This is a genomic window from Streptomyces tagetis, from assembly GCF_018069565.1.
In the GTDB taxonomy this organism is placed as follows: domain Bacteria; phylum Actinomycetota; class Actinomycetes; order Streptomycetales; family Streptomycetaceae; genus Streptomyces; species Streptomyces tagetis.
Genome location: NZ_JAGPNL010000003.1, coordinates 605,392 through 617,933 on the forward strand (window position 1 = coordinate 605,392; position 12,542 = coordinate 617,933).

The 12,542-nt window shown below is 73.0% G+C and carries 12 protein-coding genes; 3 read left to right on the forward strand and 9 right to left on the reverse strand.

What is annotated here, in order from left to right:
* Positions 1-39: 39 nt before the first annotated feature.
* Positions 40-951, forward strand: a complete 912-nt coding sequence (locus tag J5Y05_RS14945; protein WP_210872462.1) for an ABC transporter ATP-binding protein — start codon at positions 40-42, stop codon at positions 949-951.
* A gap of 11 nt (positions 952-962) precedes the next feature.
* The gene (locus J5Y05_RS14950) at positions 963-1,682 is read left to right on the forward strand and encodes an ABC transporter permease subunit (protein ID WP_210872464.1); all 720 of its coding nucleotides are present in this window, start codon (positions 963-965) and stop codon (positions 1,680-1,682) included.
* A gap of 201 nt (positions 1,683-1,883) precedes the next feature.
* Here the strand turns inward: J5Y05_RS14950 and J5Y05_RS14955 are convergent, their stop codons facing one another.
* From J5Y05_RS14955 to J5Y05_RS14995, 9 genes are all read right to left on the reverse strand, one after another.
* On the reverse strand, positions 1,884-2,726 hold the full coding sequence (locus J5Y05_RS14955) for an HAD family hydrolase (protein ID WP_210872466.1): 843 nt from the start codon (positions 2,724-2,726) through the stop codon (positions 1,884-1,886).
* Positions 2,723-4,000 carry a serine--tRNA ligase gene (gene serS, locus J5Y05_RS14960; protein ID WP_210872468.1) on the reverse strand — a complete coding sequence of 426 codons (1,278 nt, stop codon included), beginning with the start codon at positions 3,998-4,000 and terminating at the stop codon, positions 2,723-2,725. The genes J5Y05_RS14955 and serS overlap by 4 nt, the downstream gene beginning before the upstream one ends.
* A 551-nt stretch (positions 4,001-4,551) precedes the next feature.
* The gene (gene pheA, locus J5Y05_RS14965; RefSeq protein ID WP_210872470.1) at positions 4,552-5,484 is read right to left on the reverse strand and encodes a prephenate dehydratase; all 933 of its coding nucleotides are present in this window, start codon (positions 5,482-5,484) and stop codon (positions 4,552-4,554) included.
* A gap of 98 nt (positions 5,485-5,582) precedes the next feature.
* Entirely contained in the window at positions 5,583-6,878 is a 1,296-nt protein-coding gene (efeB, locus tag J5Y05_RS14970) for an iron uptake transporter deferrochelatase/peroxidase subunit (RefSeq protein WP_210872472.1), read from the reverse strand.
* Between the two features lie 8 nt (positions 6,879-6,886).
* Complete coding sequence (locus tag J5Y05_RS14975) at positions 6,887-8,869, reverse strand: copper resistance CopC/CopD family protein (RefSeq protein ID WP_210872475.1); 1,983 nt, start codon at positions 8,867-8,869, stop codon at positions 6,887-6,889.
* A gap of 13 nt (positions 8,870-8,882) precedes the next feature.
* Positions 8,883-9,341: a copper chaperone PCu(A)C gene (locus J5Y05_RS14980; protein WP_210872477.1), complete on the reverse strand. Its 459-nt coding sequence runs from the start codon at positions 9,339-9,341 to the stop codon at positions 8,883-8,885.
* A complete protein-coding gene (locus tag J5Y05_RS14985) occupies positions 9,338-9,988 on the reverse strand; it encodes an SCO family protein (protein ID WP_210872479.1) in 651 nt (216 codons plus the stop codon). Before J5Y05_RS14985 ends, J5Y05_RS14980 begins: the two co-directional genes overlap by 4 nt.
* A gap of 121 nt (positions 9,989-10,109) precedes the next feature.
* The gene (locus J5Y05_RS14990) at positions 10,110-10,871 is read right to left on the reverse strand and encodes a YcnI family copper-binding membrane protein (protein ID WP_210872481.1); all 762 of its coding nucleotides are present in this window, start codon (positions 10,869-10,871) and stop codon (positions 10,110-10,112) included.
* Between the two features lie 141 nt (positions 10,872-11,012).
* On the reverse strand, positions 11,013-11,831 hold the full coding sequence (locus J5Y05_RS14995; protein WP_210872491.1) for a hypothetical protein: 819 nt from the start codon (positions 11,829-11,831) through the stop codon (positions 11,013-11,015).
* Positions 11,832-12,052: 221 nt separating this feature from the next.
* Between J5Y05_RS14995 and J5Y05_RS15000 the strand changes: the two genes are divergently transcribed.
* Positions 12,053-12,496, forward strand: a complete 444-nt coding sequence (locus J5Y05_RS15000; RefSeq protein WP_210872493.1) for an ATP-binding protein — start codon at positions 12,053-12,055, stop codon at positions 12,494-12,496.
* Positions 12,497-12,542 lie beyond the last annotated feature (46 nt).

Below are 12,542 nucleotides of genomic sequence, written 5' to 3' on the forward strand. Positions count from 1 at the left end.
CTCCCCGCCATCCCCCCTTCTCAGGAACGGGCCGCGCCCATGAGCACCCTCACCATCGACCACGTCTCCCGCTGGTTCGGCAACGTGGTCGCCGTCAACGACGTCACCATGACGATCGGCCCCGGCGTCACCGGGCTCCTCGGCCCCAACGGCGCGGGCAAGTCCACCCTCATCAACATGATGGCCGGCTTCCTCGCCCCCTCCACCGGCACCGTCACCCTCGACGGCCGCCCGGTGTGGCGCAACGAGGACATCTACCGGCACATCGGCATCGTCCCAGAGCGGGAGGCGATGTACGACTTCCTCACCGGCCGCGAGTTCGTCCTCGCCAACGCCGAGCTGCACGGACTGGGCGCCAAGGCCGCCCAGGAGGCGCTCGCCACGGTCGAGATGGAGTACGCCCAGGACCGGAAGATCGCCACGTACTCCAAGGGCATGCGCCAGCGCGTGAAGATGGCCTCCGCCCTGGTCCACCAGCCCTCGCTGCTCCTGCTCGACGAGCCGTTCAACGGCATGGACCCGCGCCAGCGCATGCAGCTCATGGACCTGCTGCGGCGGATGGGCGACGAGGGCCGCACGGTCCTCTTCTCCTCGCACATCCTCGAAGAGGTCGAGCAGCTCGCCTGGCACATCGAGGTCATCGTCGCCGGCCGGCACGCGGCCAGCGGCGACTTCCGCCGCATCCGCCGCCTGATGACGGACCGGCCGCACCGCTACCTGGTCCGCTCCAGCGACGACCGGGCCCTCGCGGCGGCGCTGATCGCCGACCCGTCGACCTCCGGCATCGAGGTCGACGTCGCCGAGGGCGCGCTGCGCATCCAGGCCGTCGACTTCGGCCGGTTCACGGCCCTGCTGCCACGCGTCGCCCGCGACCACGGCATCCGGCTGCTCACGGTCTCGCCCTCGGACGAGTCCCTCGAGTCCGTCTTCTCGTACCTCGTCGCGGCGTAGGAGGCCGAAGTATGTACGACCCCACAGTCGCCCGGCTCACCTACCGGGCCCTGCTCGGCCGCCGCCGGGCCCTCATCCTCGGCGCGCTGCCCCTGCTGCTGCTCGTCATCGCCGTCGCGGTGCGCGTGCTCGCCGGGGCCGACGACCAGACGACGGCGGACGTGCTGGGCGGGTTCGCGCTCGCCACCATGGTGCCGATCATCGGCGTCATCGCCGGCACGGGCGCCATCGGCCCGGAGATCGACGACGGCTCGGTGGTGTACCTGCTCTCCAAGCCGATCAAGCGCCCGACGATCATCTTCACCAAGCTGATCGTCGCCATCGCCGTCACGATGGTCTTCTCCGCCGTGCCCACCCTGCTGGCCGGCCTGATCCTCAACGGCAACGGACAGCAGGTCGCCGTCGCCTACACCATCGCCGCGCTGGTCGCCTCCATCGCCTACGCCGCGCTCTTCCTGCTGCTGGGCACGGTCTCCCGGCACGCCGTCGTCTTCGGCCTGGTCTACGCCCTGGTCTGGGAGGCCCTGTTCGGCTCCCTGGTGCCCGGGGCGCGCACCCTGAGCGTCCAGCAGTGGTCGCTGGCGGTGGCGGAGAAGGTCGCCGACGGGAACCTGGTGACGTCCGACGTCGGGCTGCCGACGGCGACGGTGCTGCTGGTCGCGGTCACCGTGCTCGCCACCTGGTACGCGGGGCAGAAGCTGCGGTCGCTCACGCTCGCCGGGGAGGAGTGAGCCCGGCCCGGCCCCACGGGCCGGACGCCACCGGTGCCGCGGGGCGTGCCCGCGGTTAATCGGTGGCGTCCGGCGTGCCGCACGGGCACTGTGGTGGGTGCACGAGGCCGACGGCGTCGGCGTCGGGGACGGCCGCTTCGAGCACGCGGGACGACCGCGTGGGCCGGCCCCCGGGGGACGCCGGTGCCGTCGGCCGCGCGCTCAGGGAGCCAGTCGCTCCAGGACGGCCGCGATGCCGTCCTCGTCGTTCGAGGAGGTCACCTCGTCGGCCACCGCCCGCAGTTCGTCGTGGGCGTTGGCCATGGCCACGCCGTGCGCGGCCCAGCCGAACATCGGCACGTCGTTCGGCATGTCGCCGAAGGCGATCGTGTCCGACGCCTTCAGACCGAGGCGCCGGGCGGCCAGCGACAGGCCCGTGGCCTTGGAGAGGCCGAGCGGCAGCAGTTCGACGACGCCGGCACCGGCCATGGTGACCGAGACGAAACCGCCCGCGGCCTGCCGGGCCGTCTCGGCCAGCTCGTCGTCCGACAGGGTCGGGTGCTGGATGTAGATCTTGTTCAGCGGGGCCGACCACAGGTCCGCGGCGTCGGTGAAGGGCACGGCGGGCAGACCGCCGCCCACCTCGTACCCGGGCCCGACCAGGACCTCGCCGTCCAGTCCGTCGCGGCTGGCCGCCAGGAAGAGCGGGCCGGTCTCCGCCTCGATCTTGGCCAGCGCCACCCCGGCGAGCTGCCGGTCCAGCGTGACCGAGGTCAGCAGGCGGTGCTCCCCGGCGTGGTAGACCTGCGCGCCCTGCCCGCACACGGCGAGGCCCTGGTAGCCCAGGTCGTCCAGGATGTAGCGGGTCCACGGCACCGCGCGGCCGGTCACCACGATGTGCGCGGCACCCGCGGCGGTGGCCGTGGCCAGCGCCTCGCGGGTGCGCCCGGAGATCGAGTGGTCGGAACGGAGCAGCGTGCCGTCGAGGTCGGTGGCGACCAGGCGGTACGGGAATCGGGCGGCGCCCCCGGCGTCCGTGCCGGGGGCGGGTGCGAGGCCGGTCACCTGGCCACCGGTTCCAGGACCTTCCGGCCGCCGAGGTACGGGCGCAGCGCCTCGGGCACGTGCACCGAGCCGTCGGCCTGCTGGTGGTTCTCCAGGAGGGCGACGATGGTGCGCGGGACGGCGCACAGCGTGCCGTTGAGCGTGGCCAGCGGGCGCACCTTCTTGCCCTCACGGACCCGGATGGACAGCCGGCGGGACTGGAACTCGGTGCAGTCCGAGGTCGAGGTCAGCTCGCGGTACCGGCCCTGCGTCGGGACCCACGCCTCGCAGTCGTACTTGCGCGAGGCCGAGGCGCCCAGGTCGCCGGTGGCGACGTCGATGACCCGGAACGGCAGCTCCAGCGAGGTCAGCCACTGCTTCTCCCACTCCAGCAGGCGCTGGTGCTCGGCCTGCGAGTCCTCGGGGAGGACGTAGGAGAACATCTCGACCTTGCTGAACTGGTGCACCCGGAAGATGCCCCGGGTGTCCTTGCCGTGCGAGCCCGCCTCGCGGCGGAAGCAGGGCGAGAAGCCGGCGTAGCGCAGCGGCAGGCGCTCGGCCTCCAGGATCTCGTCCATGTGGTACGAGGCGAGCGGGACCTCGGAGGTGCCGACCAGGTACAGGTCGTCGCGCTCCAGGTGGTAGACGTCCTGCGCGGCCTGGCCGAGGAAGCCGGTGCCGGCCATCGACTGCGGGCGGACCAGCGCCGGGGTCAGCATCGGGGTGAAACCGGCGGCCGTGGCCTGGGCCATCGCCGCGTTGACGAGGGCCAGCTCCAGGAGCGCGCCGACGCCGGTCAGGAAGTAGAAGCGGGAGCCGGAGACCTTGGCGCCGCGCTCGACGTCGATGGCGCCGAGGATCTGGCCCAGTTCCAGGTGGTCGCGGGGCTCGAAGCCCTCGGCGGCGAAGTCGCGGGCGGTGCCGTGCGTCTCCAGGGTGACGAAGTCCTCCTCGCCGCCGACCGGGACGTCGGGGTGGACGAGGTTGCCGAGCCGCAGCAGCAGCTCCTGGGTCTCCGTGTCGGCGGCGTCGCGGGCGGCGTCGGCCGCCTTGACGTCGGTCTTGAGCTGCTCGGCCCGGCGCAGCAGCTCGCTCTTCTCGTCGCCGGTGGCCTTGCCGATGAGCTTGCCGAGGCCCTTCTGCTCGGCACGCAGCTCGTCGAAGCGCACGCCGGACGACCTGCGCCGCTCGTCGGCGGAGAGGAGGGCGTCGACGAGCGCGACGTCCTCTCCACGGGCGCGCTGGGACGCGCGCACACGGTCGGGGTCCTCACGGAGCAGGCGAAGGTCAATCACGGGGTCAAGGCTACCGGTGTGCGCTGACGGTCCACGACTCACTATTGCCGCGACGGTCCGTGCGTTCCGTTATGGGGGAATTGTGGTGGATGCTTCCCGATGTCAATAAAAGGCGGCCCAATCCCCGGAAGGAAGCAGGAGAACGGCGGCGCCTTGACTCGACTCCCTTGTGCGGAGAGGGACTTGGCGGCCCTTCGTCCACAGCGATCCACAGTTCGGAAAAGTTATCCACAGGCTGTGCGAAAGATCTGTGGACTCCGCGAGCGATCTTTCCGTTATCGGGCATCCAGGGGCGTCCGGGGCGCGGAATTCTTGATCCAAACGCCGCGCATACGCACTTTCGAGTGGAATCGGGTCGCCCTGGGGGAGGTGGGGCAAGAGACAGGTGAACGAAGGGTGACCTGTGCCCCTGTGGACGAAGTGGGTCCCCAGGGGCGATTTGTCGATGGAATGGCGCTTCCATGTCGACTTGTCCTCAGGTCGAGATGCTGACCTGTGGATAACTTCTGTGGATAACGAAAATCGGCCGGTACGACGAGTCGCCGAGGCCGTCAGAACCGGCCGTCCTGGCAGCGCGCCACCCAGTCCGCAGCCGCCACGAACTCCTCGTCCGAGGTCCCCGGCCGCAGCGCGCCCACGTCCTTCGGGGTGGTCTCCGCGCGCGGGTAGGACCCCAGGTATCGCACCTTGAGGCAGATCCGCTTCAGCCCCATGAGCGCCTCGGCGACCCGGCGGTCGGAGATGTGCCCCTCGGCGTCGACGCAGAAGCAGTAGTGGCCGATGCCGGCGCCGGTCGGCCGGGACTGGAGCAGCATCAGGTTGATGCCCCGGGTGGCGAACTCGCCCAGCAGGTCGCGCAGGCCGCCGGGGTGGTCGTCGCGCTGCCAGATCACGACGGAGGTCTTGTCGGCGCCGGTCGGCGCGGCGGGCCGGGCGGGGCGTCCCACCAGCACGAACCGGGTCTGGGCGTTCTCCGCGTCGTGGATGTCGGACTCCAGCACCTCCAGGCCGTAGGGGCCCGCGGCGAACTCCCCGGCGAAGGCGGCGTCGTACCGGCCCTCCTGGACCAGGCGGGCGCCGTCCGCGTTGGAGGCGGCCGACTCCCAGGCGGCGTCGGGCAGGTGGGCCTTGAGCCAGTTGCGCACCTGGGGCTGGGCGGCCGGGTGGGCGGTCACCGTCTTGATGTCCGACAGACGGGTGCCGGGGCGGACCAGCAGCGCGAAGGTGATGGAGAGCAGCACCTCGCGGTAGATCATCAGCGGCCGGCCGGACACCAGCTCGTCGAGGGTGGTGGTGATGCCGCCCTCCACGGAGTTCTCGATCGGCACGAACGCCGCCTCGGCCTCCCCGGAGCGGACCGCGTCGAGCGCGGACTGGACGGAGACGTAGGGGACCAGTTCCCTGGTGGCCGCCTCCGGAAGTGTGCGCAGGGCGACTTCGGTGAAGGTGCCTTCGGGGCCGAGATACGCGTAGCTGGCTGGCATGAACTCACCCTAATGGGCCTGGGCGGACCCGGCGCACGCGCGCGGGAGCGCTCACCCTTGGGGGCGATCACCCTGCCCTCTTCCGGGGCGGGGTGCCCTCACCCCTCCAGCAGCCGCTGCCCCACGTACTCGCCCTCCGCGGCGCCGCCCGGCACGGCGAACAGGCCGCTGGACTCGTGCCGGATGTACCGGGACAGCGCGTCCCCCCGGTCCAGCTTGCGCTGCACCGGCACGAAGCCCCGCAGCGGATCGGCCTGCCAGCAGACGAAGAGGAGCCCGGCGTCCGGGGTCCCGTCGGCGTCCATGCCGTCGTGGTAGGAGAAGGGGCGCCGGAGCAGGGCGGCGCCGCCGTTCTGGTCGGGGCGGGTGATGCGGGCGTGGGCGTTGATCGGCACGACCGGCTTCCCGGACCCGTCCGTCTTCTCCAGGTCCATCGGGGTCGTCTCGCCGCCCCCGGAGAGCGGCGCCCCGTCGGACTTGCGGCGCCCGATGACGTGCTCCTGGGCGGTGACGGAGAGCTTCTCCCAGTCGTCGAGGAGCATGCGGATGCGGCGGACGACGGCATAGGAGCCGTGGGCCATCCACGCGGGGGACCCGTCCTGGGGGACGAAGACCTTCGTGGCGAAGTCGGTGTCGGCGGGCTTCGGATTGCGGGTGCCGTCGATCTGGCCCATGAGGTTGCGGGTGGTCATGGGGTGGGCGGTGGCGCCCGGCGAGCGGTTGAAGCCGTTCATCTGCCAGCGGACGCGGGCCGCCTTCCCCGCGTCCCGCTGGATGGCGCGCAGCGCGTGGAAGGCCACCAGCGCGTCGTCGGCGCCGATCTGGACCCACAGGTCCCCGTCGCTGCGGGACGCGTCGAGGCGGTCGGCGGAGAAGTCGGGCAGCGGGGCGAGCGCGGCCGGCCGCCGCGCCTCCAGACCGGTCCGGCCGAAGAAGCTGTACCCGAACCCGAAGGTGACCGTCAGCGAGGACGGGCCGGCGTCCCCGGCCACCCCGGTGTCCCCGGACCCGGCCGGTTCCCCCGCCATCAGCCGGCGAGCCGTCTCCGACCAGCGGCGCAGCAGCGCGGCGGCCTCCCGGCGCCCGGCGCCCGCCGCCAGGTCGAAGGCGACGAGATGGCCGACCGCCTGCATCGGCGAGGTGATGCCGGGCTGATGTTTCCCGTGAAACATCGCCTCGCTCCCGCCCAGCGAGGTCAGGGGAGTGGCCGGGGCAGGAGCGGCGGCGTACCCGGCGGCACCGCCCGCGGCGCCGAGTACGAGCCCGGTGGCGCCGGCGGTACCGAGCAGCCGGCGCCGCGAGATGCCCTCACGGGCGGCGCCGCCGGACGTGTCCGAGGCGGCCCCGGCGTCCGCCTCGGGGGCCCGGGTCTCCGGAAGGGACTGGTCGGTCATGGTGCGGTTCAGCCGATCTGCGCGTTCTTGGAGACGGTCACCTGGTCGACGTCGGAGGTCCGGATGGTGACGGCGACCTCCCAGTCGCCGGCCATCGGGATCTGTACGCCGCCCGCCGACCAGTGTCCGGTGGTGATGCGGTCCGGGGCCACGGGCAGCGGCCCGATGTCCTGGGACTTCAGGGTCAGGGCGACCTTGACCTCGGGAAGGTCGAAGGGCTTTCCGTCGGGGCGCTCGGCGAAGAGGTGCAGGGTGTTGCCGCCGACCCGCGCCGGGTCGACGTCGACGCGCATGACGCCCTTGCCGTCGGCACCGCCGGTGTCGAAGGACATGTCCAGGGTGAGGGCACCGGAGGGGACGACGGGCGAGGAGGCCGAGGACGACGCCCCGGGGTTCTCGCCCTGGGCCGTGCGCCCCGGCTCGGTCTGGGTCAGGGCGGTGGTGACCGCGAGCAGGACGACCGCGACGCCCGCCTCGGCGAGGACCGAGCGGCGCAGCCCCAGGCGGTGCGGGTCGGCGTCGCGCAGCCGCTTCTGCCGCGCGGTGTCCATCGCCGCCCGTTGCCGGGCGAGCTGGGCGGCGCGCTGGGAGCCGCCCGTACCGCCCTTGCCCTTGCCGCCGCCCGCGCCCGCCGCGCCGCCGGAGCCCTTCTTCGTGCCGGTCCCCTGGGCCTGCGCGCCGCTGCCCTGGGCGGCCGGGGCGCCGGTCCGCTTCTTCCCCTTCCCCTTCTCCTTCTCCCGGGGCCGGGGCACGACGGCCGCGGTCTCGGCGAGCCGCGCCGTCCACCGGCGGGAGAAGAAGGCGATGCCGACCACCACGGCCACGAGCAGGACCTTGGCGAGCAGCAGTTGCCCGTACGCGGTGCCGGTCAGCGCCGACCAGGAGCCGAGCTGGCGCCAGGACTGGTAGACGCCGGTGGCCACGAGGGCGACCACGCTGCCGAAGGCGACGTGCGAGAAGCGGCGTACCGCCGAGGTGGGCACGGGCGTGTCCGCGGGCGCCCGGTAGAGGGCGGCGAGCAGGGCGACGAGCCCGCCGAGCCAGGCGGCGACGGCCAGCAGGTGGACGATGTCCACCGGCATGGCGATCCCGGCCTGGAGGCCGACGGAGGCGTGCTCGGACATCGCCCAGCTCGCGGCGATCCCGGCCGCCACGACGGTGCCGCCGGCCGCGAGCCCGAAGGTGAGGTCCCGCTTCTCGGTGCCCTCGCGCTTGTCGTAGGCGCCGAAGAGCACGGCGACGAAGAGCGCCCCCGCCGCGAGCAGCAGCAGCCGGGAGACCAGCGCCGCCCCGGTCTTGGTCTGGAGCACCTGCCCGAGGAGGGCCAGGTCGACGATGTCCCCGGCCTTCCCGGAGGTGGTGTATGCGCCGCGCAGCAGGAGCAGTACGAGCGTGGAGCCGGTCAGCGCCAGCCAGCCGGAGACGACGAGCCGTTGCAGGACCCGCACCCCGGCGCCGCGCGGCCAGCAGGCCAGCACGAAGGCGGCCCCGCCGACGAGCACGGTGAACCCGGCGTACGACACGTACCGCCCGATGCCGTACAGGGTGCCGACGAACCCGCCGCCGGCCGCCGGGACGGAGGTGGACACCGTGGTCTCGGAGGGGGCGCCGATGGAGAAGGTGTAGGCGCCGGCCACCGGGTGGCTGTCGGCGGACACGATCTGGTAGGCCACCGTGTAGGTGCCGTCGGCCAGGTCCGGCTTCAGCTTGACGGCGTAGGTGGTGCCGCCGGTGCCGAAGGGCTTGCCGTCGTCGACGCGGGCGCCCTGGGGGTCGAGGACGCGCAGGGAGTCGGCGTCCGTGGAGACCGTCTCGGAGAAGGTGAGCGACACCTGGGCCGGAGCCTCGTCGACCACCGCCCCCTGCTGGGGATCGCTGCCGGTCAGAGCGGCGTGGGCGGAGGCCGGGGCGGCGCCGGCGAGCAGCGCGAAGAGCGCGGCCAGCAGCAGCGGTACCAGGGTCCTCAGCCGTGGGGCGATGGTCTGCGTCAAGGTGGTCCCTCCCTCAGTGTCCGGAGTGTCCGTCCGCGGGGCGGTAGGTGGCGGACTTCACCGGCATGGTGACCGTGACGGGGTCGGAGTGGGCGAAGCGCAGTTCGACGGTGACCGTCTCGCCTTCCTGGAGGCGGCGCGTCAGCTTCTCGAACATCAGGTGGTTGGCGCCGCTTTCGAGGACCAACTCGCCCCGGGCCGGGATGGGGAGGCGGTCGGCCGCCTTCATCCGCCCGTCGACGGTCCGGTGCACGCTGACCTCGCCGGCCTCGCTGGTGACGGAGGTCAGTTCGTCCTCGCCCTCACCCTTGTTGGTGATGGTGAGGAACCCGGCGGCCATGGAGTCGGAGACCGGCTGCGGTATGTAGGCGGAGCCGACGGAGAGGTCGGGCGCGGCGCCGGAGCCGCCGCCGCATCCGGCCAGGAGCAGGGCGCCCGCGAGTACCGCGGCGGCAGCGGCGGGGCGTCTCACGGGTTCTCCCCCTTGACGATCCGGGGGAGGTCCTTGGTGTAGTCGTCGACGGTGGCGTCCTCGCCGTAGAGGACGTAGCCCGCGTCGGTCTTCGGGGAGAAGGCGACGACCTGGGTGCCGTGCGACGAGACGATCTCGCCGTCCTCGTCCTTGGTGGCCGGCTCGATGGTGATGCCGAGGGTGCGGGCACCGGCCTGGATGGTGTCGAAGTCGCCGCTCAGCCCCACGACCGTGGGGTCGATGCCCTTGAGCCACTTGCCCAGTTCCTCGGGGGTGTCCCGCTCCGGGTCGGTGGTGACGAACACCACGCGCAGCGCGTCCTGGTCGGCCTGGGAGAGCTGCTGCTTGGCCACGGCGAGGTTGTTCATGGTGAGCGGGCAGACGTCCGGGCAGTGGGTGTAGCCGAAGTAGATCAGCGTCGGCTTGCCCGCGGTCTGCTCGCGGAAGTCGTACTGCTTGCCGTCGGTGCCGGTGAGGACCAGGTCGGGCTTCTCGAAGGGCTTGTCGAGGACGGTGGCCGCCTGCCGGGCGGTGTCCTCGGAGACCATCGTGACCGGCGGGTCGTTGTCGGCGCCGCTGCCGCAGGCGGACAGGGTCAGGGAGGCGGCGGCGAGCAGGGCAGCCGCGGCGAACGTCTTCTTGCGCATAAGGAAATGTCCCAGATGTGAAGTACCCCGGCGGGCACCGGGGTCCCCGGAGAGGGACCCCGGCACCCACCGGACTGGTGGGTGCGTCACCGCCGCGGCGGCGGCGCACCGGCGGGCGTGGTTACGCCGACGCCCCGGAGTCGCGCCGGCGTCCGGCCAGCACGCCGTAACCGATGCCGGCGGCGCCGACGACGATGCCGACGATGCCGAGGACGCGGGCGGTGGTGTCACTGCCGTCACCGGAGGCGGATGCCTCTGCGGCGGTGTTCTTCTGGTCGGAGGCGGCCTTGTCGTCGCCCTTGTCGTCGGACTTGGCATCCGACGCGCCGTGGCCGTGGCCGTCGCCCTCGGGGGCGGACAGCGTCAGGACGGGCGCGGGGGTGTCGGGCTCGTCCTGGCCCTCCTGCGGCACCTCGATCCAGCGCACGACCTCCTTGTTGGAGTACGTCTGGATCGCCTTGAAGACCATCTGGTCGGCGTCGGCGGGCAGGGTGCCGACGGAGACCGGGAACTTCTGGAAGAAGCCCGGCTCGATGCCCTTGCCGTCCGCCGTCCAGGTCACCTTGGTGACGGCCTCGTCGATCTGCTTGCCGTGCACCTCCAGCGGCTTGTCCAGCTTGGACTTGGTGACCTCGGCCTTCCAGCCGCTGACCGGCTGCGGCATCACGGACGCCAGCGGCTGGTCGGCCGGGAAGGTGATCTCCAGCTTGGTGGTGGAGGCGTTGTCACGCTCGTTCGGCACCTTGAAGGCGACGACCGCGTAGCCGCCCTTGGCCGCGGTGCCCTCGGGCTGCACGGTGACGTGCGCGAACGCGGGGACGGACAGGGCGAGGACGGCGATGCCGGAGACGGCGCCGACGGTGGCGATACGGGAAACCTTCATGGACGGAGTGCTCCGCTTCGGATGAGGCCCGGTGCTGTACCGGACGGATGGAGGGGGAGCGCGCGGGCGCGCGCGGGCCGCACGACGGCGGCCCCCTCCGGCTCCGCGCTCGGGCGGAAGCGGGGCGGTGGTCGCGTCGTGTCAGGCGGCGAGGGCGACGGCGCCCGGCGGTCCCCGCCGGATCACCGAGTGCTGGAGCACGACGGTGTGCGGCACCGGCGGCGCGCACCGGGCCGGACGCGCCGGACGCGGCCCCGTACGGGGCACGCCCGCCAGCCCGGCGTGCAGTGCGCGCACCAGCGACAGTGCCACCCGCAGCGCCCGGACCAGGGCGCCTTCGGCCACCGAGTGGGCCGAGTGCGCCGACAGGGCGATCAGCCGTGTCATTGCCAGGTCGCCGCGCCGCAGCAGCCACCCGGCGGCGAGGGCCGCGAGGGCGTGTCCGAGCAGCATCGGCAGGGAGGGGAGCAGGGCGGCGGCCGGGCTCCCGAGGGCGTCCGCCGCGGAGTGCCCGGTGCCCGTGCCGGGGGCCGGGACGAGCCGCGCGTCGGTGAGGATGCGGTGCGCCTGGGCCGGGCTGATGGCCGCCGCGGTGGTCCCGCACACCAGGCGGGCCGCCTGCTGGACGAGGGAGGCGTCGGACATCGCGCCGCCCGCCGCGGCGGAGGACGCGGCCGTCGTACCGTGCTGGCCCAGCCCGAACAGCGCGTGCAGCGCGGTCTGGCCGGCCGTGAGCAGGGCGGTGATCAGGGCGAGGGAGCGCTCGCGCCCGGCGAGGGGCGCGGCGACCAGGACCGCTCCGAGGAACCCGGCGCCCAGCGTCCACAGCGGGACGGCCGCGCAGGAGGCCAGGGTGTGCCCCGCCGCGGCCAGCACGACGCAGACCGCGGCGAACACCGCGGCCCGCAGGAACCGGAGGTCGGCTCCGGAGCGCGCCGTAGGCGGGTGGGGGGCAGTCATGGCGGGCCCATCATCCCACTGGCCCCCCAGGTCCCGTACGGCAGGTCCACAAGATGCGGTACGACCGTATGGTCACCCTCTGGCCGGGGGTGCCCGGCATACACCGATCACCATGGGCACGCATCCGCCGTATGGGCGCTTCGGCGTACGGACCGCGCTTATGGCCCGGGGTGAGGGGCAATACGTAACCGTATGTCGAGCCGCGGCCGGGAGGCTGGAGCATGAGCATCTGGTGGTCACTCCATTTGCGGCGCGAGGCCGCGAGCGTCCCCCTGGCACGCCGTCTGCTGGTCGGCACGATGGAGACCGCGGGCGTCGACCCCGACATCTCCTTCGACCTGTCCGTCGCCCTCAGCGAGGCGTGCGCCAACGCGGTGGAGCACGGCGGCCCGGACGGGCCGGGCGGCCCCTCGCAGGCGTACCGCGTCACCGCCTACCTCGACGGCGAGCGGTGTCGGATCGAGGTCGCCGACTCGGGGCCCGGCTTCCCCGGCCGACCGGTCCGCGCGGCCTCGCCGGACGCCGAGCACGGGCGCGGCCTGTGCCTCATCCGGGAACTCGCCGACCACGTCCACGTCGGCAGCGCGCCGGGCCGGACCGGCGCGGTGGTCAGCTTCGACAAGATCCTCAAGTGGCGCGAGGACGTCCCGCTGGCGGCGGTGTGACCACCGCGAGGACCCCACGGCACGCCGACGGCCGGGTACGAGGGAC

Coding starts and splice junctions, on each gene's coding strand:
- efeB (WP_210872472.1), bottom strand. CDS start 6,878: ATGACCGACCAGTCCCTTCCGGAGACCCGGGCCCCCGAGGCGGACGCC.
- J5Y05_RS14950 (WP_210872464.1), top strand. CDS start 963: ATGTACGACCCCACAGTCGCCCGGCTCACCTACCGGGCCCTGCTCGGC.
- J5Y05_RS14945 (WP_210872462.1), top strand. CDS start 40: ATGAGCACCCTCACCATCGACCACGTCTCCCGCTGGTTCGGCAACGTG.
- J5Y05_RS14990 (WP_210872481.1), bottom strand. CDS start 10,871: ATGAAGGTTTCCCGTATCGCCACCGTCGGCGCCGTCTCCGGCATCGCC.
- J5Y05_RS14995 (WP_210872491.1), bottom strand. CDS start 11,831: ATGACTGCCCCCCACCCGCCTACGGCGCGCTCCGGAGCCGACCTCCGG.
- J5Y05_RS14985 (WP_210872479.1), bottom strand. CDS start 9,988: ATGCGCAAGAAGACGTTCGCCGCGGCTGCCCTGCTCGCCGCCGCCTCC.
- J5Y05_RS15000 (WP_210872493.1), top strand. CDS start 12,053: ATGAGCATCTGGTGGTCACTCCATTTGCGGCGCGAGGCCGCGAGCGTC.
- pheA (WP_210872470.1), bottom strand. CDS start 5,484: ATGCCAGCCAGCTACGCGTATCTCGGCCCCGAAGGCACCTTCACCGAA.